Origin of the sequence: Sediminispirochaeta bajacaliforniensis DSM 16054 (genome assembly GCF_000378205.1) — a bacterium.
GTDB lineage: Bacteria > Spirochaetota > Spirochaetia > DSM-16054 > Sediminispirochaetaceae > Sediminispirochaeta > Sediminispirochaeta bajacaliforniensis.
The window spans coordinates 94422-116470 of sequence record NZ_KB899422.1 but is presented as its reverse complement, the minus strand read 5'-3'; the positions used below and the strand labels follow the sequence as shown (position 1 = coordinate 116470).

The following is a 22049-nucleotide window of genomic DNA, read 5'->3' as shown; positions in this document are numbered from 1 at the left end:
GGAAATGGGTCCAGTAGTCGATGCTGAAGGTGCGGGTGGAGAAGGAGAGGTGGCAGGTTTTGCATTTGAACTTTTGGATGCGGGGGGAGGTTTTGGTTGAGTAGGAGCCTGTTCTAAAGAACCAGTGGCCTTTTGGAGAGAAGTGGTTGAGGCAATGGGGATTGGGGCAGAAGGGGGGATGGAACATGGAAAAACTCCTTTTTCTGGTAGTTCTTACTATAAGTAACTACGAGAAAAGGAGATTTTATTCATTTTTCACCACGATTCCGGACAGTAGCTATATTTTCCTACGCCAAAGAATAGTATGATTAATGACATGAAATCACTTAGCTATATGACCGATGAGATCTTTTTTACCGGTGTGGAGATAGATGACTACCTCGAAACGCTTCGTTTCTACCGATCTCTTGTTCGCGCCCTTGTCCGGGAGGCAGATGCACCGGAGCGCTTTGTCGATAAACTAAGAGAGGCTGTGGCTTTAAGAAATCTCCGAATGGAAGAGGTCAGGGCTTCCGCATTTAGTGAGCCGTGGTGCGGCGACTGGGCCTGTAATCTCCCCATCTTGAGAAGCTTCTTTCAAAAATGCGGAATTCCCTTCCGGCTTTTTAGTCGGGAGAAGGCTCCTGAACTACATAAACGCTATCTTGCAGACGGGGTAGACCATATACCTGTCATATCGCTCTGGGACGGTCAGGGAAAGGAGCTTGCCAGATGGGTTGAGGCTCCTGCCAAGGTGGGCGAAATGAAGGAGCGCTGGAAAGAGGAGCATCCCAGAATGATGGAACTCTATGCGATAAAAGATGGTGATCGCGAGGCGGAGAAGGAGTTCGGGCGACTGTACCGTAGTTTTCTTGAAGAGATGGCTCTTTGGTACAAGGAGGGGATGTGGAATGAGACACTGGAAGAGTTGCTCCTCGCCCTTTTAAATGGGAAACCGCTGTAGCTTGTGTCCTACTTCGCCTCGAAAAGAATAAAGTCGACAGGGCCTCCCGAGATGTGGGGCAAGTAATACGCGCCATCGTTAAACACTATGCCTCTGGCATAGTCGTAGAGCTCCAGGGTCGATATGTATCCGTCCCCATCGTCGTCGCCGTGGACCGCTCCCCGAAGCAGGCCGTAGGTAAAATAACCGTGTCCAATGCCCCCTCCTTCAAAGCTTTCTTCATCACTTCCCGCAGCGGCAAGTACGATGGCCTCGTCATAGGAGATTCCGTTCGCCGAGGGAGAGGAGAAGTAGTTTGCTATGGTTTCGCTGAGCGAGAAGGCAAAGCTGCTGCCTCCGTCCCAGTCGTCGGGATACCCGTCTACCGAATAGCCTTCTCCAATGAGGCCCGCCGCATGGCAGGAATCGAGAATCACAACCTTCTTATTGCAGGGAACCTCGGCGAGCCAGGAGCCAAGGGTGGTACCGCTGATAAAAGCTACATCCGATCCTGTATCATCGTAACAGACGATATAGGATTCATCATCATCGGAGGTACCGTGCCCGGAAAAGTAGAAAAGTAAAAGAGCGTTTTTCGGCACATCAAGGCCCTCGATATCCTCCTGAATGGCGGATGCGGTAACTTCACTGTTGGTTTTGCTAATAACGGTGTAGCCCTTCTCTTCAAGCAAATCCCACATACTCTCTGCATCATCGTCGGTATAATTGAGATCTTTATAGCCATCGGGGTAGTCGGCCACTCCGTAGACCAGGGCGTAGCGCTCGGGAAAGTCGATATCCACGCTACAAGAGACGAGGGCGAAACCTACGGAAAGACAAAGAATGCTTATTCGACGCTGATTCATCTCTGCAATGTGCTCCCTTAGCATCGTTGTTTCAAGAACGGATACCGATTGTCTTTTCCTTCTGCTTTCTTAGGGGAAATCGGAGAGTGATCGATGTACCGTTACGGCTGGAAACTTCAAGGCTGCCGCCTATCTGTTTGGTCAATAATTGGATAAGTGGCAGGCCAGTTGTTTTTGTCCGCTTATGATGAAAAAGCTTTTCATCCACACCTGGCCCACTGTCTCCGACCGAAAGCGTGCAAATTTCTTTTTCTTCCTGTTTTAACGTGATCCTGATTTTCCCTTCTTTGGCAGAGGTGTGTTTCAGGGCGTTTGTATGGAGTTCGACGGTAATGAGTCCTATGGGGACAGCCAGTTCGATGGGCACGATAACCGGAAAACGGGGAATGTCAACTATTGTTCTGCTTTCCTCTGCATTGAAATTCCTGTCGGTCAGGCTGACAAGATCATGCAGATAGGAACAGAGATCTATGAGTTCTATATTTTTACGATTTTCATGCCGACTGTTTTTGTGTGTGACTGATTCTGCAGCTGGAATGATATGATCGATAATCTGAAGATTATCGATAACCCGGCGGTGTACTGTCTGCGGCAGTTCTATACTGGTGAGAAAGCCGAACTTGATGAACGTATCAAGTTCGTATTGCCTTCCGACCTTATGTTCCATCTTGCGCCAAAGTGTGCCGGTAAAAAACTTGGACGATACGAAAAACAGGAAAAGAGCAAGAAATGCCGTTAAGAGCAGGAATATTGACGTTCCTTGCTTATGTGAAAGTTTCGGACTTCGTTGAAAAACCATTTCCTTGATATCCACCGCTCGACTAAGCATGTCAAGAGAGTCATAGGTATCGATGATGTGTTGCCATCGTGATGGACTGGAGTGCCCTGGTCGGACAATCCCCTCACCCATGAGGGTGGAAATCATATCCGATTCGTATCTGAGGCGTTCCAGACTATCATGGTAGCCGTATTTTTCAATAATAAGATCCATCATGGCTTCCTTGTTCTTGAGCGCATAATGCCATCCATCCAAGGTTGCAGTGAGAAATCGATTGACGAGGTCGGCATCCTCGGTTGCTAGGGCTTCACTGGTGAAAAGGACATCACCGTAGAAATCTATCCCGTAGTTTTCCGGGCGAAGAATGCGGAAGGGTAGTTTTAACCGGCGAAGGGTGTACACTTCCCCTGTGAGGTATACACTCATTGCATCGACCTTTCCGTTTACCAGGTCCATGATATCCCAGCTGTGAGGTATGATACTGATATCTGTGATTCCTTGAGACCTAAACATCGCCAGGATTGATGCTTCACCGTCTCCCGAAAGCATCAGGCTTTTCCCTTCAAGATCACAGGGGGCATAGATGTCCGATTTTCCGCTGACCGCTACCACCTGCGAACTATGTTGGAATATTGGTGCAAGAATAACGATTGGCTTGCCAAGGGATCTATGGACAATAAGGTCGGTCGTATTGATACCGAAATCTGCTCTCCGGGAGACTACCTCATCGGTTGGACTTATCGCCGGGTTTCCCTCCCTCAGTTCTACTTCCAAACCTCTCTTTGCATAATAGCATTGATCTATTGCCGCATAGAAACCGGCAAACTGAAACTGGTGTGTCCATTTAAGTTGGACCCGCACCTTTCGAAGCTCATCGCCCGAAGCCGTTATTACAAGAAGGAGCAGGCAGCAAAGGAGCAGGAGCTTATTTCTCTTTATGTGTATATTAAGCAGTATCATTATATCACTACTCTCGTTTCCTGAAAAAACCTCGGAACCCCTTTCTCGAGGAGTTAGGAAGGGGCGCCGGTCGCTTCCCTTCAATCCTATTTTGGTCATCTACGGCTTCACGATGTTCCGTATCGCCTTTTTCTCCCGCTTTCCTGTCTGTAAGAGCACGAATCCGTTCGTCTCGACCGTAGAGAATCAATTCGTCTCCATCGTAGATAAAGGTCGAGCCCTTTGGCGAGCCTATGAAATAACCGTCCTGCCGGTATATTCCAAGTACCAGGACCCCTTCATCGCTCAACTGAAGTTCTGCAAGACTTCTTTCCGTACACCAGCTGTTAGGGCCTATAAGAGATTTTATCACCTCATAATCGCCGGAAAGGTTCAACAAACCATCATAATCCGTCGTATGAAGTTTTGTCCAACGCCTGAGTAATCGAGTGATTATCTTACTCAAAAGCGAATCAAGAATTTTGCTTTTGCTTACGAAAAAGAGAAGCAGGAGCCCTCCTATGAGTATAGCCCCTGTGCTTGCCATTTCAAGGGCGGATCGAGCCCTTAAAAAAGTAAAAACAAGAGACGAAATAAAGGTCACAAGTCCGAGATTACCAATGAGCATGAGTCCCATGATGATCCTTCGCCTTACAGGATGGCCAATGATCATTTCCGATTCGCGTGTGGTGAATCCTGTACCGGTAAAGGCGGAACGGGCCTGAAATCGTGCCGCATCTGCAGAAAGACCTGTAAGCTGAAGCATGATTGCTGCAATCCGCACGATCGAAAGCGATAATAAGAGAATAACGAAGAAAGAAAGTAGCGCAATCATGAGCCATCCTTTTCTGCACAATAGCGCTTGTAGGATTTTATATCTTCCTCTCCGATGAAACCGAGTTCGACGGCTATTTCGCCGAAACGTCGATTGGGTTGCTCTTGCTGCACGGCCAGGACTTGCTCCGCCTGCTCGAAAGACAGTAACTCAAGGCGAACAAAGTAATCTCCTATTCGTTCAGTCATCGCTCCTCCGAAGATCTGTTTTTATCTTCCTAACAATAGCCGAAAAAGCTCAAAACAGAAAGAGATTGAGACGAAAAGCAATGCCGGCCGAGAGGTCTACATCCATATCATTGCGTAGGGAAAGCCGAATGGGAAGCCCGATATCCCAAGTGCTTTTCTTCCGGGAAAGAGCGTTGATTTCCCGGAAAAACATGCACTGCAGATCAGGAAAAAAGAAGTAATTTGCCGTGTCTGTGTACTTTGCAATGTTTGTGCCGACGGCGATGTTCATCATAATGGGGATGGGGGGAATGGAAAAATCCAATCCCAACGCAAGGCGCAAGGCGTAAAAGCCCCGGTAGATAACAATATTATCGGTAACGGTCGAACGGCTTGATCCAAAATAGGATAGGGTGAAAGTAGGAGAAAGAGAAAATTCCTCTTTCTTTTCCCGGAAACCGTAGCATGATCCAACAACCCCTCCCAGACGGCCCGCACAAGCCGAACCGAATCTATCGGTATCAAGAAAAGCGACGGAGCCATCTCCACCTGTGGAGAGGATGATTTCTCTGGCTCCAACCGGTAGTGAAACGACTATGACAAAAAGAAAAAAACATGCTATAGTCCCTCTATATTTCATTCCCCAATCGTGCAATGATTTGAGAGTATGATCAATATGCGTAGATATTTTTTGACGCTTTTGTATATATCTGTTTTTGTGTTCGGAATTTTTCTTGGTTCCTGTAGCCGCAGCGAAGAGCCTATGCCGAATCTGAAATTACCGCCGACTCCCATTCTGGAAAGTCGGGCTCGTTATGCGGTAATCATCTCCAGTCATCTTAGACTCCGAAGTGGACCAAGTATCGAAAGCAAGGTAAAAGAGACATTATGGAAGGGCTCTGTGATGGAGGTTGTGGGAAAGGCCTCTTCCCGGGTCGTTGTGGACAATCAGGAAGGGTATTGGTATCAGGTTGCCTACGACGGGCTCCAGGGCTACGTTTTTGGCGGCTATCTTCGTTTTTTCAGTAGCAAGGAAGCTGCCGAGGAAGCTGTCAGAAGTCCGGAGTTTTAAATGGAACGATTCATCCCCTTGCTACTGCCTCCCCTGATCGGTGCTCTTATCGGATATATTACCAATCGTATTGCCATTGGCATGCTTTTTCGCCCCTATCGTGAAAAGCGTCTTTTGGGTTTGCGTATCCCTTTTACACCGGGAATCATTCCAAGGCAGCGTTATAGACTTTCCGGAAGCATCGGGAGAATGGTAAGTACCCACCTTTTTACCGAGGAGGCGGTCCGCAAACAGCTTTCCTCCCTCGATTTTGGAGATCGTTTTGAGAAAAGCGTGAGGGAGGGGATCAATCATTTTCTTGATCATCCCTTTGAACCTTCGCTTCGTGACTCTGCAATGTGGGCTGCGGTTTCCCCTCTTTTGGGAAAAGGAGTGGGCGAGGCTGTACTTGAGTTGTGTTGGGACAAGCCCTTGGATGAGCTTTTGCCGCTTGATTTCGGCAAAGATGATCTCCTTTCCTCCCTCGCGGAAAAGGCTGATCAGAGGCTCTCCTCTGAAAGAGGAACGCTTGGAAGCTTTCTTTCCTACCGATCGATGATCCTTATAAGTGAGCTTTTTGATTCACGCTACGCTGATTTGGTCGGAGCTTTGGATATGTTTCTCCATCGCCCAACGATCCGGCGGCAATTGGAACAGCATGGCCGTGCTTTTCTTGCCGATGTCATCGGCCGGTTAAGCAGCGTTCAGCGACTGATGTTGATGGCAGGACAGTACGACCGGACACTCCATGAGCGTATGCCGGAAATTATTCAGGACGGACTGAAACAGTTGCATCAGGGACTTGAGAGTTCCGATGTCAAAAAGAAAATAGTCCAATGGCTTAGGGTGTCGCTTCTGCGGGCCCGGCAGATTCCGGTATTCCGGCTCTATACTTCGCTGCATGGCACTGGTTCCGCATCGGACGGCTCGCTCGTTATAGTTTTGAACGAGCTTTTTTCCTCGCTGAGAAAACAGTCTCTTGCAGCACTTGCAACATGGATTGGCCTTGACTCTCCCAAAGCCGTGGTGGAATTATTTAGTCGGGGTACTGATAAAGATGAAAGGGGAGTCCTTTCCCGCCTTCTTTCCGAGAATCCCCCGGCCCGTTTTATATCCCTCGACAGTAGCGGTCGGGATAACCTTGCACGGCTCATTACCGGTGAGATTGTTTCGTTCCTCCAAAAGCATGCTGCCGTGTTGCTTGAGCATATAGATGTCAATGCACTGGTGGTGCAGCGTATCGATGAACTTGAGATAGAACAGGTGGAAGACCTGTTGCTGGTGGTGATTGCAACTCACCTTAAGTATATCAATCTATTCGGGGCGCTTTTGGGCGGGATAATCGGCGCACTACAGTTGCTGATGTAGTGCACACCGTAAAGGCTGATCAAGCGAGCTTCTTGATGATCCCGTAGCTTCCGCATGTTATAACCGCTTTTTCGCCTTCCAGAACCATTGTTTCGTTTTCTGAACGTATGCGCCCCTCTACCCAGGCCTCTAATTCCAGATCGATTCCGCTGCAAGTCCATCTACTGCCCCATACTCTGAAATTATGCCCTCCGTAAACGGATTCGACAGGAAGCACGTGCTGCGAGGCATGAAAAAGCATAAAGGCTTCGCGTATATCGCCCCGATCGGAACTGAGCAAGCCGCTTATCACCCGGCCGCCGTTTGAGCTGTGAATTCGAAGATCCTCTTGTGGAACTCGAATGCAGCAGCTTTCGGGATAGCGATCGGCCATGAAGGCTTCTCCATTTGCACTGTTTACATACACGGTAACGGGCTGGTCCGTGGTACTTTGAATCACGATAAAGGTGTCAAGAGTTCCGTGGCTGTGGCTGTGTATTCTACACCATTCATATTTCCCCGGAATATGAGCAAAAGGGGAGTAAAATTCAGTTTGATTTTTTTGTCTATCCATAGAAAGAATGTACCAGCAAGAATCTTTTTTCGGCAAGAGGGGAACAGGAAGATCAGATGCTTTCCAATAGAGGAGGCTTGTGTTACTATTAAGCACATGGAAGGGAATGTCATCGAACAGAGCGGTACCACCTTTTTCGATCTTGACGACTTGCTTGCCCATGCCAGGGATGTTGCAGGCAGACATCAAGCGGCTCCTTCCTATGTGATTTTCTATCTTCGTGAACTATTGAAAAACAACGGGCTTACGGATGCCGACGACCATCGGGTGGAAGAGATACGGCTGCTTATTGCCGAACTGGAGAAGAGTGAACCCTCCCTGGATCGGCAGCTTGAGGCTATTAACAATCTGGTTGCTGCAAGAGATTCCGCTTTTGCTCTGGAAAAAGCAAGTCGGGAAATCAGTTTCCGAAAGGAGATCGAGGAGTTTTATCTCCCCAAACAGCTGATCTCTGCAATAATCGAGAATGGAGAAATCCCCAGTTCAAGTCAGGAACAGGTGATCGGTATTGGTTTTATTGATATTGCCGACTATACCTATCTCAGCAAATTCTTGAGTCCGAAGGAAAATCAGATTGTTCTTAACGGCCTTTATGCGGCGTTCAACTCCGTCTTGAAACGCCACGGAGGTTTTCTCAATAAGATCGAAGGAGATTCGATCATGTTCCATTTCGGCGGCCTGATCGACCCTTCGGTGCGGGAGCTGGATCATGAGCAGACGGAACGTTACATTGCAAAGGAACTTTTTTATACCTGTGTGGAGATGCAACGGGTGGCCTTTCTCTTCAACCAGGCAAACGATCGCTTTCTCTTCGATGCCGACGACGAAACCAGAGAGTCTGTCAAACGGGCTTTTGATATTATTGGTGCCTTGAGGACCAGCCATGATTTGGGGCAGGCCATCAATGCTTTCTTCCAGATTCGAATTCGTATCGGAGCCAATATAGGAGAGGTTACCATTGGCAATTTCGGACCGGATGGGGCGAGACAATGGGATGTCATCGGTGAGCCGGTAATCAAGGCAAAACGAATGGAATCTACGGCACCGATCGGTGGATTCCGGATCAGTGACGACCTCTTTTCTATTCTGGAAAAGACTGGCACCGCCGATGAATATTACCGACGTTTCAAGCGGGAGGCCGAGGCTCTTTTTGGTGCCTTCAGGGATATCACTAAAGAGGAGTTGTTCCAAAAAAGCCTGGTTCGACTTAAGGATAAACGGAATGCCGAATTCAAGACCTATAGTGTCCAGGTAAACCCCGGACTTCCCGAGGCTCTGAAGAACCAGGCAAATCTGCTTTTGGAGAAGGGTGAGGAAGGGGCGGATCGTATCGTGTCGATGCTCCAGTACTACCGTGGTAATCGTTTCGTCATCAACGGCCTCGGCCTCCTCTTTAAAGATAAGGGAATTGATCTGAAAATTGGTGAGATGGTGAGCTATATGCTGCCTCGGCGTTGGGAAGCCCTTCTGGGTAAGTTCGACGGAGACAAGAAGGCTGCAGAACGGGCCATGGGAGACGGCTATTCGCTTTTTTCCATGTTCGAGCTTTTCGGAACGCTTCAGGACCTTATCAAAGAAGATGATTTGCCTACCAAGCCGAAAATCGATTTTGAAAACTATGATTCCTACATGAAAAAGATGCAGGAGTGGATGACGATGGAGAACTCATATCGAGAAAAGAGGACCTATCAAAGAAGCCACTTTTTCAATTACATTTATCCCATGGTTTTTATCAGCATCCGGACAAGTGTTCTTGAATACCAGCATAGAGCTACGATAGAAGATGAGATGACGGAAAACCTTGAGGAGTTGGAAGAGGTCTGACGCTTTGCTCCTTCTTTTTAGCCTTTGTGAAGCTTGATCCCCGCCATTTTTCGAAACATTTTCTCGATTCGCTTTGCTTCCTTTGCACTTAGGGCAGCGCGTGTAAGAATATCATGAAAGAAGATACGGACCTCGTCTTTCTCGTCCTGTTTAAAAAAACCGATAGCATCGAAATTGTCAACGATTGTGGCGGCAACCTTATCGACATCCTTTCGCTTGATTGGCTGAAAGGTAACCGATGACGGAGTCCTGCAGCGAAAGAGCTCGTAGCAGATAATTTGCACGGCGTGGGAAAGATTCAGACTCGGAAAATCCGGACTTGAAGGGATGTGGACCGCCACGGAACAGCGTGCAAGTTCATCGTCCCTAAGTCCATCTGCCTCTCTTCCGAAAACAGCAGCCACCGTTCCGTTTTCTATCGCAGAGACCCGTTTTGCGAGCTCTTCGGGAAGCAAAGAAAAGTATTTACGAAATTTTCCTCTCCGTCGTGTTATTCCTGCGGAAAAAACACAATCCTCGAGGGCCGCGTCGATATCCGGAAACCGTAAGGCATTGTGCCATATATCCCTCGCATGAAGCGCAAGTGTCAGAATCCTGTTTTCATCGTAATTCCGGGCCCCGACAATCGCCAAATCATGGATTCCCATGTTTTTCATTGCACGACAGACCGAACCGATATTCCCCGCGGTCTGGGGTTCGACCAGTACGATTCGCAGATTTCCCAATGCTTCCTCCGTCCGAGTATGATGAAGAGCTTATACTGTAAGCACTTTACATGGCTTGGTAAAGCCTTATTTGATTGACAAGTATGTGCTTTAAGAGTAAGTTAAATTTAATTCATTATAACGAAAAAAAATCAATATATCAATTAGAAATTTGCTATATTGAACTATTCGTCTTGCAATAAGAGGACACAGAGCATGGATCCTGAACAACGACCTCCTCAGGTAGGGAAGAATATACAAAAGGTTAGAAAAGAAAAACGATTAACCTTGGGCCACCTTTCGCAGGTCAGCGGAGTGTCGAAGGCAATGTTGAGTCAGATCGAAACGGAAAAGGTAAACCCCACAATCGCTACGATATGGAAGATAGCGCAGGGTTTGCAGATATCACTAAACACCTTGCTAAAAAGTAACAACGATGAAGGACGACGTTTCCATGTGTCCCGAAGTGAACACATCACTTCATTGGATGCCGAGGAAGAAGGGGTCCATATTAAGGTTCTTTCTCCGTTTTCCATGGTTGAGGATCTTGAAATCTATCTGGTGAGCCTCACCGCAGGGGGAGTCTTGCACTCACAAGCCCATATTCCGAAGACCGAAGAGTTCGTAACAGTTATTTCGGGGTCGGTACGGGTAAACGCTGGAACAAATATGGGAGAACTCCATAAGGGAGACTTTGTCAGCTATCATAGTGATGTGAAGCATAGTATAGAAAATATCGGTTCAGGTGAGGCGGTAGTACACATGGTGGTACGCTTCCATCACCCACGCTGAACCTGTTTAAGAAGGAATTTCCCTTATATGTCCAGAAAATCTACTTCAGCATCATAATCGATGCCCGGTACTGAGAATCCGTGTATCTTCAGAAAATTCTCACGATAGCCAGCGAGATCGGCCAACTCTTCAATATTTTCGTCGTCGACCCTTTCCCAAAGGGAAGAAACCTCTTCCTGAATATCCTCCCGCATCTCCCAGTCATCGATCCGTATGCGGCCCTCTGCATCGACGGAAACGGCCTTGTCGCTATAAAGGCGCTGTGAAAAAAGTCTGACCATCTGTTCTATGCAACCTTCATGTAGCCCCTTCTGCTTCATTACCTTAAAGAGAAGGCTGATATAGAGGGATACCACGGGAATGACGGCACTTGCACGTGTCACCACTGCCTTGTTAACCGACACATAGGCCCCACCGCCTGATGCGGAAAGTTCCTTGTCGAGCCTTTTTGCGGTTTCTTCCAAATCCTTTTTTGCCGATCCGATGGTTCCTTCACGATAGACAGCATGGGTTACCTCGGGCCCGATATATGAGTAGGCTAGGGTTTTTACATCGGGGGCCAAGAGTCCCTGTGCCCCAAGATAATCGATCCACAGCCGCCAGTCTTCGCCGCCCATAACCTTGACCGTGGCACGTCTTTCTTCTTCGGTGGCGGGGGCAATTTCCACTTCGCCGAGGCGACCGTTGATGAAATCCACCGATTTGGCTTTGTACACCTCTCCGAGGGGTTTAAGGACCGATCGATAGAGGGTACCGTCGGCAGGGTCGGTTCTGACTCCCGAGGCAAGGCTGTAGATAACAAGGTCGGCAGGGCCGCCCAGACTTTTGAGGGCGTCCCCGACCTTTGCCCGCATTTCGTTCGAAAAGGCGTCGCCGTTGAAACTTACGGCCGGGATTCCTGCCTTTTTCGCTTCTTCGTCAAAGGCCTTGGTATTATACCACCCCGGGGTAGCTGGCCGTTTCTCGCTTGGTTCTTTTTCAAACGAAACGCCGATGGTCGCGGCGCCATAGCCGAAGGCTGCGGCTATTCTGCTGGCAAGCCCGTATCCCGTTGACGCACCTATGACAAGGACCCTTTTCAGTTTCTTTGATGCCTTATGATGCGAAAAATAGTCTTGTGTCCAGTGTATCTGCCTGCGGGTTTCCTCGGCACACCCTTTTGGGTGTGCATTCATGCAGATTGCTCCTCTGATTTTGGGTTCCATTGTCTATTCTCCTTCGCTCTTCATGATACAGAACCACTCTGCTTCCGCAGCAATCTCGTTGCCGACCAGGGCCTTGCCCTTCTGGCGAATCATCAACTTGCTGATCCGTTTGTTTTCGATCTCGAAACGGACCTTGTCCCCTGGTACCACCTGTCGCCGAAATTTTGCCTTTTCCACGCCGGCAAGGAGGAAGATGGTATTACGAATAAAACCGGCAGCGGCTACACCGGCACCTCCGCACTGGGCCATCGACTCTACGAGTAGGACCCCGGGAACAACAGGGTAGGTGGGAAAGTGGCCGCGAAAAAAGAATTCATCGTCGCCAAAAAGCTTTTCTCCGACTATTGTCTCCTCATTGAAGGCGAGGAGGCTATCGACAAAGAGAAAGGGATCACGATGGGGAAGGAGGGTTTTTACTCCTTCCAGATCGACCGGGGCCGTCATTGGTTCAAAGTTCGGGTTCATTCTTTCCACTCCTTAACAGCTACTACCGCATTGTGGCCGCCGAAACCAAGGCTATTGGAAAGGGTTGCCCTCACTTTCATCTCTTTTCCCTTACCGGGAAGATAATTGAGATCGCATTCCGGGTCCGCCTCCTCAAGGTTGATGGTGCCGGGAACAAAGCCGTCTCGAATGGTAAGGACGGATATAATGGTTTCAAGGCCGCCGGCTGCACCGACGAGGTGTCCTGTCATCGATTTTGTGCTTGTTACCGGTATCTCTCTGGCTCTTTCTCCCAGGGCCTTTTTGATGGCCCTGGTTTCAATTGGGTCGTTTGTCGGCGTACTGGTACCGTGGGCATTCACGTAATCAATATCTTCCGGTCGAAGCTCTCCGTCTTCCATGGCAAGCCTCATGGCCTTTGCCGCGCCCTCTCCGTCCGGCTCGGGCGAAGTTAGATGATAGGCATCACAACTTGCACCATAACCGGCTAACTCGGCAAGAATTTTTGCACCCCGCGCCTTGGCATGTTCGAGTTCTTCAAGCACTATAACACCGGCACCTTCGGCTATGACAAAGCCGTCTCGATCCTTATCGAAGGGACGGCTGGCCCTTGTCGGATCATCGTTATATTTCGTAGAGAGGGTTTGAAGTATGCAAAATCCGCCAATGCCGAGTTCCGTGATACACCCTTCGGTTCCTCCCGTGACTGCAATATCGCTTCTTCCGCTGCGGATGGATGCTACAGCAGCACCTATGGCGTCGCTTCCGCTGGCGCAAGCGGTGGTAATGGTTTGGCAGGGGCCTTTGAGCCCGAAAACCATGGCGACATTAGCAGGCCCTTCGTTACTGATCAACTTGGGGATCGTTAGGGGAGGAATTCTGCTTGGTCCCTTGGAAAAAAGGATACGATAGGCGCCTTCGATGATTTCGAAGCCCCCAATTCCATTTCCTAGGAACACCGATGCGCGATCTGGATCGAAATTTCCACTGCTAAGCGCTGCCTGGTCAAGTGCCTGTCTGGCTGCGGCTACACCGTACTGTGCAAACAGGGCCATCTTCCGTGCATCCTTTTTTTCCATATAGTTGTTTGGCTCAAAATCTCTTACAAGCCCTGCAATCTTCGAGGGAAATTCGGAAATGTCAAAGCGATCATTTCTTACAATACCGCTTTTCCCCGTTTTCAAGGCCTGCCAAGTAGACTCGACATCATTGCCGAGCGGAGTAATCGCCCCCATACCGGTTACGACGACTCGACGTTTCTGGTTCTCCATATTTTTGCTCCCTTTTCTATGTTTACATGGTCATTCCGCCGTCGACGGCAAGAACCTGACCCGTGATATATGAGGAGTGATCCGAGGCAAGGAAGAGTACTGCTTCTGCAACTTCCTCCGGTTTGGCGGTTCGCCCAAGGGGTATTTTACCCGCCAACTCCTCTTTGACCGTATCGGTTAAGGACTCGGTCATAGATGTATCGACAAAGCCCGGGGCAACTACATTCACCCGTACCCCTCGGGAAGCCAATTCTCGTGCAAGGCTTTTGGAAAAACCGATCAGGCCAGCCTTGCTTGCCGCGTAGTTTGTCTGGCCACCGTTGCCGGTAATACCGACCACACTTGATATATTAACTATTGCCCCGGAACGGGCCTTGGCCATGCGCAGGGCGACTCCCTTGGAAATCCTAAAAGCACTGGTAAGGTTGATCCTCAGTACATCTTCCCAATCGCTATCTTTCATCCGGAAAACAAGTCCGTCCCTGGTTATTCCAGCATTGTTGACGAGAAGGTCTGGTGTGCCGACGGCTTCAAAGACCTTCTCCAAACCCTGTTCAATGCTTTCCGCATCCCCTACATCAACTTTGATCCAGTGAAAGTCTCCCTGAAACTCCGCCTTACTGCGACTAAAACCGTAGACAACGGCACCTTCGGCGAGAAAGCGTTCGACGATTGCCGCACCGATTCCCCGACTGGCACCTGTTACAATGGCTGTTTTTCCCTTCAGGATTCCCTGATTCTCGTTCATGCGTTTTTCTCCTTAGCTATTCTCAATAAACGTTCGGGCGGCAAGAGCAGCTTCTCTGTTGTCAACGGAGAGACAAGGCACTGAAGCAGGGCTGCTCTTCCAGAGTCCGGAAAGAACCTTCCCGGGGCCGGATTCAATCGCCAAAGTCGGTTTCATTTCACAAATAGAAGATTCAACAGTCGTCCACCGTACCGGCGAAATGATCTGTCTTGCGCAGAGTGCGCGTATTTTTTCTGAAGAAACCACTACCGTCCCCGTCACGTTGGAGAACAGAGGCTTTACCGGGGAAGAAAATTGATAGTGACCGATAACCTCTGCAAAGCGGGCGCTTGCCCGTTCAAGAAGTGGGGTGTGAAAAGGCCCTGCTACCTTGAGCTGGACAACCCTCCGTGCACCGGCCGCTTTTAGGCGTGTAGCTGCGCTCTCAAGCCCCTTATGGGTGCCGCTTATGACGGTCTGAAGGGGGGCGTTGTAGTTTGCAGGGTAAACGCCCTCTATCCCCTCGATTATTTTGTCAACTGTTTGTGCATCGATACCGATCACTGCGGCCATGGCTCCTTCGGCGCCCTCTTCGATTGCTTCGGCCATGAGACGCCCCCGTTCGACCACAAGCCTGAAAACGGCTTCTTCGGTCAGAACCCCTGCATCGGCAAGGGCAGCATATTCGCCAAGGCTGAAGCCGGCAACGGCAGAAGATTCGATTCCCGATTCGGAGAGAAATTTTCGAACGGCGATATTCGCAAGGGTTATCGCAGCCTGAGTATGTTCCGTCTTCTTTAGCTCCGTCTCATCTGCTTCGAAGAGAAGGGCCTTCATATCGATACCGGTACAATCCGATGCCAGGGTGAAAAGCTCTTTGACACCGCTGCTTGCTTCGAAGATATCCCGTACCATACCGGGGTACTGAGCCCCCTGGCCAGGGTAGAGAAAGATGAGCGTGCCTGTTGTTGTACGCTGTGCCATACTATTTTACCAGCGAAGCAGGTTCGCGCCGTAGGTTAGTCCGGCCCCAAAGCCGACAAAGAGCAGGAGGTCTCCCCGTTTCAGTTTCCCACTTCCGGCAAGCTGATTGAGGGCTATCGGTATGGATGCTGCCGATGTATTTGCATACTCTTCAATATTGATGAAAAACTTCTCCAAACCGATTCCAAGACGACCTGCTGCAGCCTGAATAATCCTGATGTTTGCCTGATGAGGTATCACCCAGTCGACATTTTCAAAGCTAAACTTATTTCGCTCGAGAATCGAAGTTATCAGCTCGGTGTTGACCCTCACCGCAAAATTATAGACTTTTCTGCCATCCATAGCGATGCACAGATCCTTTTTCTCCACCGTTTTAGCGTCGTCGATGGGGTAGCGCGATCCTCCCGCTTTTCTCATCAAATATTCGGCCCCCGACCCGTCGCTTCCGAGAATCGAATCGATGATACCGCTTTTTTCCCCATCGCTTGCCGGCATCAATATGGCAGCACCTGCTCCATCGCCGAAAAGCACGCAGGTATTTCGGTCTTCCCAATTTGTTATCTTGGATAAGGTATCGGCACCGATAACAAGAATAGTTGATGAGCTGCCGGATGCAACCATCGATTTGCCAATTTCAAGGGCATAGACGAAGCCTGTACAGCCCGCAGCAACGTCGAAGGCCCCGCAGGAAGTGATACCAAGTCTTTCCTGAACGATGCAGCTGGTGGAGGGGAAGCCTACAAAATCACCGCTTGCAGATGCAACAATGATGGTCTCTATCTCTTGTTTGTCTATACCGGCAGAGGCGATGGCTTGTTCTGCGGCCTTAACAGCTAGATCTGAGGTCGCCTCATCCTGTGCACAGATGTGCCTGCTCCCTATCCCTGTGTGGGAGCGAATCCATTCATCGGACGTCTCGACGCTTTTCGCAAGTTCTTCGTTGCTTATTCTTTTTTCCGGTACATACGCACCTACCGAAGCTATTTTTACTCGCATGAATCCTCCTTCGAGTAATACTGGATGAAGATTCGAATCTTTATCCCTTTTGTCAATATACAACATCTGAATAAAATCTTATAGTTATACACATCTGGTCAAAAAAGTAAATAGTTGGTAATATCGGTTGACGGCCGAAACAATCTGTGGTAGCGTCCGATCGATTTACGGAGGTAAAGCAAAATGGATATTAAAGAGATTACCATGTTAATAGATCACCTTGAAAAAACCTCACTTGTTGAGTTGGAATTTAAAACAGGCGATACGCAACTGTCGCTTCGTAAAAAAGAGGCTTTTGCCCGACCCATAGATGGGGCTCCTGTTCCTTCCGGTCAGTCGCAGCAAAATTTGGCGGAAGAAAATGAGACTGAAATTCAGGAGGGTGAATATATAGCCTCTCCAATTGTCGGCACTTTTTACCGTTCCCCCAGCCCCGATTCTCCGGCCTACATCGAAGAGGGGAGTACGGTAAGGTCCGGACAAACCATCTGCATCATAGAGGCTATGAAAGCCATGAACGAGCTGGAGGCTGAATACGACTGCAAGATCCTTTCTATTCTTGTGGAAAACGGGCAGATGGTGGAATATGGAACGCCGCTTTTTTCCGTCGAACGAGTCTAAAGGGACGGAGGAAGCCGATGATACATCGTTTACTCGTTGCAAACCGGGGCGAAATAGCCGTTCGGGTTATTCGAAGTTGCAGAGAGCTCGATATTGAGGCCGTTGCCGTCTATTCTGAGGCCGATAAAGATTCTCTTCATGTACGAATGGCGGACAGGGCTGTTTGCATAGGAAAAGCCGATTCTAAGAGTAGTTATCTCAACAAAAGGAACCTGATAGCCGCAGCAGTGGCCAGTGGTTGTGATGCCGTGCATCCCGGTGTCGGATTCCTCAGTGAAAATGCGGATTTTGCGGCCGACGTAGAGAAGGCGGGGCTCATATTTATCGGTCCGCGGCCCGAAACGATTGCCTTTCTCGGTGATAAGGTAGCTGCTAAGCGTACCGCTCAGGAAGCAGGCCTTCCCGTAATTCCCGGCAGCGAAGGTGCCGTTGAGGATGAAGAGGCAGCTCTTTCCTTTGCACGAAAGGTGGGCTTTCCGGTTATCGTGAAGGCTGCCAGCGGAGGGGGCGGAAAGGGAATGCGCATTGTTCGTGATGAATCGCAGCTTGCTTCCGCCATGAAGATTGCCGGACATGAAGCGGAAACAGCCTTTTCCGACGGTACCCTCTATCTTGAGAAATATCTGGAAAATCCTCGTCATGTCGAGGTTCAGCTTCTCGGCGACGGAAAAGGGAACGTCGTTCATCTCGGTGAGCGAGATTGTTCGATGCAGCTCAGGCATCAAAAACTGGTTGAGGAGAGCCCTTCTCCCGGCATATCGCCCGCAATACGAGAAGATATGTGTAGCAACTCGGTTCGTCTCTTTGAAAAGCTCTCCTATAGGGGAGCCGGTACCATTGAATTCCTTTTCGATGGTGAAAACTATTACTTCATGGAGGTAAACGCCAGGGTACAGGTGGAACATCCCGTTAGTGAAATGGTGAGCGGTGTGGATGTCATAAAGGCACAGATCCGTGGTGCTGTGGGGGAAGAGTTGGGTTTCAGCCAAAAGGATATCAATATCAAAGGCTCTTCGATCGAATGCCGAATCAATGCACTGGCTCCGGGAACCGTTTCATATTATCTTCCTCCCGGTGGTGTTTCCGTTCGGGTCGACAGCTTTCTTTATCCCGGCTACAAGGTTCCTCCCTATTATGATGCAATGGTTGCTAAGCTGATTGTCCACGGCTCCACTCGCCGAGAGGCGATCAATCGCATGCTTCGGGCTTTAGACGAGTTTGAAATCGATGGTCTTTCCGTGAACCTTGCAACCCAGAAGCAAATCATATCCAGTCCGATCTTCCAAAGTGGTCGTTTCGGGACTTCTGCCCTTGAGACCATTCTTAAGGAGGTGTGATGAAATTCCTTGACGCATTTAAGGGGCTGTTTTCGCCCGGAGAAGGAAGCGATAAGCGCAAAAACAGGGTCGAGCTAAAGCCCGGCGGAGGCGAAAAAAGCGGTGCCGTTCGAGATGAACGCAGCTTTGTAGAGAATCAACACTCCTGTCCCAGCTGCCATCTGCACATCGAATTAGCGGATTTGAAGAAGAATCTCTTTGTCTGTCCCGGCTGCGGCCACCATTTTGCCGTTACTGCATGGGAGCGAATCGAAATGCTTGCCGATCCCGATTCCTTTACAGAGGCCGATGGTGCTCTCGAAACAGCCGATCCTATTGCCTTTCCGGGATATGCGGAAAAACTAACGGCATCGAGGCAAAAAGCAAAGATGAACGAGGCCATTGTCACCGGTGTTTGTTCCGTCAACTCCAGGGAGCTTGCCCTTGGCGTTATGAGCTTTTCCTTTATGGGGGGAAGTATGGGCGCTGTTGTCGGAGAAAAGATAGTGCGGTTATGTTCTGTTGCGGTTCAGCGGCATATTCCTCTTTTACTTTTTACCGCTTCCGGGGGAGCACGAATGCAAGAGGGAATCATCTCTCTGATGCAAATGGCAAGAACCAGTCACGCTGTTGCCCTTCTTGAAGAAAAGGGGCTTCCTTTCTTCATTGTCTTTACCCATCCGACCACTGGAGGAGTCACGGCCAGCTTTGCAATGTTGGGTAATATCATCCTTGCCGAACCTGGTGCCTTGATCGGCTTTGCGGGGCCGCGGGTGATAGAATCGACTATACGTCAGAAACTTCCGGAGGGGTTTCAGCGTGCTGAATTCCAGGAGCAGAAAGGATTTGTCGATCGAGTTTGTCCCCGTTCAGAGCTACGGAAGACCATAACTCTGTTGATCGATGCTCACCGTCCCTATGATCTTTCCCGTCAGAGCGGATGAGAGGATTCATGAAAAACAAAGCCTTTGAAAAGAAACTAAAGGAACTCAAACGCCTTGCTGCGGAAGAGCATATGGGCGTGTTTGAAGAACTTTCCCGAATCGAAACCAAGTATCTTGGAAACGGCAGGCAGGGAAACGCCTGGGAACGGGTGGAGCTTGCACGAAACTCCTCCCGTCCGACCAGCCTCGACTACATAGAGATGCTCTTCGACGATTTTCTTGAATTAAAGGGAGATCGTTCGTTTGGAGACGATCCGGCTATGATCGGTGGAATTGGCTTTTTCAGCGGGAGGGCCGTTACCGTTGTCGGACACCAGAAAGGGAGAAATCTTAAGGAGAATCTTTACCGTAATTACGGTATGGCTAACCCTGAAGGCTATCGAAAGGCACTTCGTTTGATCAAGGAGGCTGAAAAATTCGGCAGGCCCGTCATCACCTTTATTGATACGCCGGGAGCCTATCCCGGGCTTTCTTCCGAGGAGCGGGGAATAGGGGAGGCCATAGCCCGCAATCTGAAAGAGCTTAGTCGTGTCAGCGTTCCGATCATCTGTATCATCATAGGGGAAGGAGGCAGCGGCGGTGCATTGGGAATCGGAGTAGGAGATGAGGTCTACATGCTGGAAAATGCGGTCTATTCCGTCATTACTCCAGAGGGATGCGCTTCTATTCTTCTTCGGGACGCTTCAAAAGCAAAGCTGGCTGCGGAACTGATGAAAATGACTGCTTCCGATCTTTTGGATCTTGGTGTGATCTCCGGCATTATTTCGGAAGGACCGGGAGGCGCCCACGAAAGCCCCGAGGCAACTGCCGCAAACATTCGTATTGTGCTGGAACGACGAATTGATTACCTAACCCGGCGAAACAGTTCCCGGCTGGTTGCCGATCGTTCGGCCCGGCTCCTTTCCATGGGAAGTATCGCCGAACGGAGTGGCGAGGCTTTTTCGATTCTTCAGAAAGAGAAGGGTGGGATATTGAGCAGATTTTTCGGTCGAAAGAAGCGGTAATTTCCATGGAATATTTTGGAGGCTCTTGCATCTGCGGGGGAATTTACACGATAGTATAAGGTACAGAAAGGAAACGGGGGAACTTATATGCAATTTCTTACCTTTATGCTATCCGAAGAAGTATACGGTGTTGAGGTTTCCAAAGTACGGGAAGTTTTGGAAGTTATCGATATCACCAAGGTTCCCCGAATGCCACCCTTCATGCGGGGGGTTATCAATCTTCGCGGGGGGGTGGTGCCCGTTGTCGATCTCGCCATGAAATTTGGGATGGATGCCATCGTCAATACCGTTAATACCTGTATTATTGTTCTCGAGGTTGAGGTGAACGGTGATCTTGTGGTTGTCGGGGCTCTTGCAGATTCCGTCAGGGAGGTGATTGAGCTCGATCTTTCCCAGATTGAACCGGCTCCCCGTATCGGGACAACCCTCAACACAGAATTTATCGAGGGGATCGGAAAGCGCGACGATGAGTTTATTATCATCCTGACTATAGATCGGATCTTTTCCGTCTCCGAGATTACGGCGGTAAAAACCGGGGTACAGGAAGAAGAGGAAGAAGAAGTTTCAGAGGAAGATGAGAAAATTTCTCAGACCGAGGAAGACGGGTAGGACAAAGTTGGTCTCGGTGCTATAGTTCCTATAGCATGAAAACACAAAATGCTATTGTCGGACTCCTTTTTATCATTGTCGTTGTCATGGTTGGAGCCTTGTTCAAGGCTGCCGGAAATGTTCTCTTGCCCTTGATCATCTCCGTTTTTTTATCGTTTATCATTGCTCCCTTCATCAATTTCCTCAACAGGATACATGTCCCAAGGTTTATTGCAATTTCGATTGTTGTTCTTTTCCTATTCGGGGTGATGTTTCTCATCTTTCTTTTTATTCAGACAAGTGTGAACAGCTTTATTGCTGAATTCCCCAAGTATGCCGAACGTTTTCGTCTCATCACTCGTGAACTGTTCCGTAATGTCGAGAACCGATTCGGCCTTTCCTATGAGGAGCTATTGGGGCAGATCAACTGGAACAGTGCCTTGCGGGGATCTCTGGTAAAGGTTTCTGGCAATTTGATGAATTTCATTAGTACTTTCCTGATCGTCATGATCTTTCTAATTTTTCTTCTTCTCGAGAAGCCCTATTTCAAGAAAAAGTTGAAGATGGCTTTTGAAGAGAAGACAGGAAAAAAGGTAGGAGACATGATTGAGCATATTAATCATCAGGTGGCCCGTTATCTGTCTTTGAAATTCTTTCTTTCTCTGGCAACAGGCATAGCGGTCTGGTTTGCCTTAAAAATTATCGGCCTCGACTTTGCTGTTGTATGGGGAACCTTGGCATTCTTGCTGAACTTTATTCCTTCCATCGGAAGTTCCTTTCATATGATCGTTACGATCCTCATGGGAATCATTCAGTTTTACCCTTCACCCGGTAAGATTTTTGCCGTCGCCCTCTCTATGATTGGTATACAGGCGGTCATCGGCCAGTTTCTGGATCCACGGCTCCAGGGGCATCGACTGAATCTGAGCCCCTTCATTATTCTTGTCAGTTTAGTGCTATGGGGATGGATCTGGGGAATCGTCGGTATGTTTCTTGCGGTTCCCATTACCGTAATCATACAGATCATCTGTCAGAATGTCCCAGGCTTGCGCTTTATTGCTGTTTTCATTAGCAGCGGAAAGGGAGATCCCGAAATTTCCGAAGATCAGCTTTTTGCGCTCTATGACGGCGAGGATATGGGCGAATAGGG

The 22049-nt window shown here is 49.1% G+C and carries 24 protein-coding genes; 11 read left to right on the top strand and 13 right to left on the bottom strand.

All coding sequences use genetic code 11. The features are described from left to right. The first annotated feature begins 316 nt into the window (after window positions 1-316). Window positions 317-943: a thioredoxin family protein gene (locus tag F459_RS0116270; protein ID WP_245540202.1), complete on the top strand. Its 627-nt coding sequence runs from the start codon at window positions 317-319 to the stop codon at window positions 941-943. An 8-nt stretch (window positions 944-951) separates the two neighbouring features. Here the strand turns inward: F459_RS0116270 and F459_RS0116265 are convergent, their stop codons facing one another. Genes F459_RS0116265 through F459_RS0116245 form a run of 5 tightly spaced genes read right to left on the bottom strand, consistent with a single transcriptional unit; the run spans window position 952 to window position 5147 of the window. Next, window positions 952-1788, bottom strand: coding sequence for a caspase family protein (locus F459_RS0116265; protein ID WP_154651716.1), 837 nt, complete (start codon window positions 1786-1788; stop codon window positions 952-954). A gap of 31 nt (window positions 1789-1819) precedes the next feature. After that, on the bottom strand, window positions 1820-3526 hold the full coding sequence (locus F459_RS0116260) for an ABC transporter substrate-binding protein (RefSeq protein ID WP_020613775.1): 1707 nt from the start codon (window positions 3524-3526) through the stop codon (window positions 1820-1822). Window positions 3527-3533: 7 nt separating this feature from the next. After that, window positions 3534-4340 (bottom strand): TrkA C-terminal domain-containing protein, encoded by an 807-nt coding sequence (locus tag F459_RS22475; RefSeq protein WP_020613774.1) that lies wholly within the window; start codon window positions 4338-4340, stop codon window positions 3534-3536. Then, window positions 4337-4528: a hypothetical protein gene (locus tag F459_RS0116250; RefSeq protein WP_020613773.1), complete on the bottom strand. Its 192-nt coding sequence runs from the start codon at window positions 4526-4528 to the stop codon at window positions 4337-4339. The genes F459_RS22475 and F459_RS0116250 overlap by 4 nt, the downstream gene beginning before the upstream one ends. A 49-nt stretch (window positions 4529-4577) precedes the next feature. After that, entirely contained in the window at window positions 4578-5147 is a 570-nt protein-coding gene (locus F459_RS0116245) for a hypothetical protein (RefSeq protein ID WP_020613772.1), read from the bottom strand. 36 nt (window positions 5148-5183) lie between these two features. Between F459_RS0116245 and F459_RS0116240 the strand changes: the two genes are divergently transcribed. Together F459_RS0116240 and F459_RS0116235 are read left to right on the top strand one after the other, a co-directional pair. Continuing rightward, window positions 5184-5579, top strand: coding sequence for an SH3 domain-containing protein (locus F459_RS0116240; protein ID WP_154651715.1), 396 nt, complete (start codon window positions 5184-5186; stop codon window positions 5577-5579). Beyond that, on the top strand, window positions 5580-6926 hold the full coding sequence (locus tag F459_RS0116235; protein WP_020613770.1) for a DUF445 family protein: 1347 nt from the start codon (window positions 5580-5582) through the stop codon (window positions 6924-6926). 19 nt (window positions 6927-6945) lie between these two features. Here F459_RS0116235 and F459_RS0116230 read toward each other — a convergent pair whose 3' ends face one another. After that, a complete protein-coding gene (locus F459_RS0116230) occupies window positions 6946-7479 on the bottom strand; it encodes a hypothetical protein (protein ID WP_154651714.1) in 534 nt (177 codons plus the stop codon). 96 nt (window positions 7480-7575) lie between these two features. Between F459_RS0116230 and F459_RS0116225 the strand changes: the two genes are divergently transcribed. Further along, a complete protein-coding gene (locus tag F459_RS0116225; protein WP_020613768.1) occupies window positions 7576-9303 on the top strand; it encodes an adenylate/guanylate cyclase domain-containing protein in 1728 nt (575 codons plus the stop codon). 17 nt (window positions 9304-9320) lie between these two features. Here F459_RS0116225 and F459_RS0116220 read toward each other — a convergent pair whose 3' ends face one another. Continuing rightward, a complete protein-coding gene (locus F459_RS0116220; RefSeq protein ID WP_020613767.1) occupies window positions 9321-10028 on the bottom strand; it encodes an RNA methyltransferase in 708 nt (235 codons plus the stop codon). 195 nt (window positions 10029-10223) lie between these two features. On the opposite strand from F459_RS0116220, the gene F459_RS0116215 reads away from it, so the two are divergent. After that, the gene (locus tag F459_RS0116215; protein WP_020613766.1) at window positions 10224-10799 is read left to right on the top strand and encodes a helix-turn-helix domain-containing protein; all 576 of its coding nucleotides are present in this window, start codon (window positions 10224-10226) and stop codon (window positions 10797-10799) included. 23 nt (window positions 10800-10822) lie between these two features. On the opposite strand, the gene fabV is transcribed toward F459_RS0116215, so the two are convergent. From fabV to F459_RS0116185, 6 genes are read right to left on the bottom strand one after another with little or no spacing between them, the layout of a single operon-like run. After that, entirely contained in the window at window positions 10823-12004 is a 1182-nt protein-coding gene (fabV, locus tag F459_RS0116210) for an enoyl-ACP reductase FabV (protein ID WP_020613765.1), read from the bottom strand. A gap of 3 nt (window positions 12005-12007) precedes the next feature. Next, complete coding sequence (fabZ, locus tag F459_RS0116205) at window positions 12008-12469, bottom strand: 3-hydroxyacyl-ACP dehydratase FabZ (protein ID WP_020613764.1); 462 nt, start codon at window positions 12467-12469, stop codon at window positions 12008-12010. Beyond that, a complete protein-coding gene (gene fabF, locus F459_RS0116200) occupies window positions 12466-13719 on the bottom strand; it encodes a beta-ketoacyl-ACP synthase II (protein ID WP_020613763.1) in 1254 nt (417 codons plus the stop codon). Before fabF ends, fabZ begins: the two co-directional genes overlap by 4 nt. A 22-nt stretch (window positions 13720-13741) precedes the next feature. Next, window positions 13742-14467 carry a 3-oxoacyl-[acyl-carrier-protein] reductase gene (gene fabG / locus F459_RS0116195; RefSeq protein WP_020613762.1) on the bottom strand — a complete coding sequence of 242 codons (726 nt, stop codon included), beginning with the start codon at window positions 14465-14467 and terminating at the stop codon, window positions 13742-13744. Between the two features lie 12 nt (window positions 14468-14479). Beyond that, window positions 14480-15430, bottom strand: coding sequence for an ACP S-malonyltransferase (locus tag F459_RS0116190; protein WP_020613761.1), 951 nt, complete (start codon window positions 15428-15430; stop codon window positions 14480-14482). A gap of 6 nt (window positions 15431-15436) precedes the next feature. Then, the gene (locus F459_RS0116185) at window positions 15437-16426 is read right to left on the bottom strand and encodes a beta-ketoacyl-ACP synthase III (RefSeq protein ID WP_020613760.1); all 990 of its coding nucleotides are present in this window, start codon (window positions 16424-16426) and stop codon (window positions 15437-15439) included. 183 nt (window positions 16427-16609) lie between these two features. Between F459_RS0116185 and accB the strand changes: the two genes are divergently transcribed. From accB to F459_RS0116155, 6 genes are all read left to right on the top strand, one after another. Beyond that, window positions 16610-17047 (top strand): acetyl-CoA carboxylase biotin carboxyl carrier protein, encoded by a 438-nt coding sequence (gene accB / locus F459_RS0116180; protein WP_020613759.1) that lies wholly within the window; start codon window positions 16610-16612, stop codon window positions 17045-17047. Window positions 17048-17064: 17 nt separating this feature from the next. Then, window positions 17065-18384, top strand: a complete 1320-nt coding sequence (locus F459_RS0116175) for an acetyl-CoA carboxylase biotin carboxylase subunit (protein ID WP_020613758.1) — start codon at window positions 17065-17067, stop codon at window positions 18382-18384. After that, window positions 18384-19307, top strand: a complete 924-nt coding sequence (gene accD / locus F459_RS0116170) for an acetyl-CoA carboxylase, carboxyltransferase subunit beta (RefSeq protein ID WP_020613757.1) — start codon at window positions 18384-18386, stop codon at window positions 19305-19307. Before F459_RS0116175 ends, accD begins: the two co-directional genes overlap by 1 nt. A gap of 8 nt (window positions 19308-19315) precedes the next feature. After that, window positions 19316-20311 (top strand): acetyl-CoA carboxylase carboxyltransferase subunit alpha, encoded by a 996-nt coding sequence (locus tag F459_RS0116165; protein ID WP_020613756.1) that lies wholly within the window; start codon window positions 19316-19318, stop codon window positions 20309-20311. Window positions 20312-20398: 87 nt separating this feature from the next. Further along, window positions 20399-20920 (top strand): chemotaxis protein CheW, encoded by a 522-nt coding sequence (locus F459_RS0116160; RefSeq protein ID WP_020613755.1) that lies wholly within the window; start codon window positions 20399-20401, stop codon window positions 20918-20920. Between the two features lie 35 nt (window positions 20921-20955). Continuing rightward, the gene (locus F459_RS0116155) at window positions 20956-22047 is read left to right on the top strand and encodes an AI-2E family transporter (protein WP_020613754.1); all 1092 of its coding nucleotides are present in this window, start codon (window positions 20956-20958) and stop codon (window positions 22045-22047) included. Window positions 22048-22049: the final 2 nt, after the last annotated feature.

Excerpts from the sequence above, each read along its gene's own strand:
- F459_RS0116270 (WP_245540202.1), top strand. The coding sequence starts at position 317 with ATGAAATCACTTAGCTATATGACCGATGAGATCTTTTTTACCGGTGTG.
- F459_RS0116265 (WP_154651716.1), bottom strand. The coding sequence starts at position 1,788 with ATGAATCAGCGTCGAATAAGCATTCTTTGTCTTTCCGTAGGTTTCGCC.
- F459_RS0116260 (WP_020613775.1), bottom strand. The coding sequence starts at position 3,526 with ATGATACTGCTTAATATACACATAAAGAGAAATAAGCTCCTGCTCCTT.
- F459_RS22475 (WP_020613774.1), bottom strand. The coding sequence starts at position 4,340 with ATGATTGCGCTACTTTCTTTCTTCGTTATTCTCTTATTATCGCTTTCG.
- F459_RS0116250 (WP_020613773.1), bottom strand. The coding sequence starts at position 4,528 with ATGACTGAACGAATAGGAGATTACTTTGTTCGCCTTGAGTTACTGTCT.
- F459_RS0116245 (WP_020613772.1), bottom strand. The coding sequence starts at position 5,147 with ATGAAATATAGAGGGACTATAGCATGTTTTTTTCTTTTTGTCATAGTC.
- F459_RS0116240 (WP_154651715.1), top strand. The coding sequence starts at position 5,184 with ATGCGTAGATATTTTTTGACGCTTTTGTATATATCTGTTTTTGTGTTC.
- F459_RS0116235 (WP_020613770.1), top strand. The coding sequence starts at position 5,580 with ATGGAACGATTCATCCCCTTGCTACTGCCTCCCCTGATCGGTGCTCTT.
- F459_RS0116230 (WP_154651714.1), bottom strand. The coding sequence starts at position 7,479 with ATGGATAGACAAAAAAATCAAACTGAATTTTACTCCCCTTTTGCTCAT.
- F459_RS0116225 (WP_020613768.1), top strand. The coding sequence starts at position 7,576 with ATGGAAGGGAATGTCATCGAACAGAGCGGTACCACCTTTTTCGATCTT.
- F459_RS0116215 (WP_020613766.1), top strand. The coding sequence starts at position 10,224 with ATGGATCCTGAACAACGACCTCCTCAGGTAGGGAAGAATATACAAAAG.
- fabV (WP_020613765.1), bottom strand. The coding sequence starts at position 12,004 with ATGGAACCCAAAATCAGAGGAGCAATCTGCATGAATGCACACCCAAAA.
- fabZ (WP_020613764.1), bottom strand. The coding sequence starts at position 12,469 with ATGAACCCGAACTTTGAACCAATGACGGCCCCGGTCGATCTGGAAGGA.
- fabF (WP_020613763.1), bottom strand. The coding sequence starts at position 13,719 with ATGGAGAACCAGAAACGTCGAGTCGTCGTAACCGGTATGGGGGCGATT.
- fabG (WP_020613762.1), bottom strand. The coding sequence starts at position 14,467 with ATGAACGAGAATCAGGGAATCCTGAAGGGAAAAACAGCCATTGTAACA.
- F459_RS0116190 (WP_020613761.1), bottom strand. The coding sequence starts at position 15,430 with ATGGCACAGCGTACAACAACAGGCACGCTCATCTTTCTCTACCCTGGC.
- F459_RS0116185 (WP_020613760.1), bottom strand. The coding sequence starts at position 16,426 with ATGCGAGTAAAAATAGCTTCGGTAGGTGCGTATGTACCGGAAAAAAGA.
- accB (WP_020613759.1), top strand. The coding sequence starts at position 16,610 with ATGGATATTAAAGAGATTACCATGTTAATAGATCACCTTGAAAAAACC.
- F459_RS0116175 (WP_020613758.1), top strand. The coding sequence starts at position 17,065 with ATGATACATCGTTTACTCGTTGCAAACCGGGGCGAAATAGCCGTTCGG.
- accD (WP_020613757.1), top strand. The coding sequence starts at position 18,384 with ATGAAATTCCTTGACGCATTTAAGGGGCTGTTTTCGCCCGGAGAAGGA.
- F459_RS0116165 (WP_020613756.1), top strand. The coding sequence starts at position 19,316 with ATGAAAAACAAAGCCTTTGAAAAGAAACTAAAGGAACTCAAACGCCTT.
- F459_RS0116160 (WP_020613755.1), top strand. The coding sequence starts at position 20,399 with ATGCAATTTCTTACCTTTATGCTATCCGAAGAAGTATACGGTGTTGAG.
- F459_RS0116155 (WP_020613754.1), top strand. The coding sequence starts at position 20,956 with ATGAAAACACAAAATGCTATTGTCGGACTCCTTTTTATCATTGTCGTT.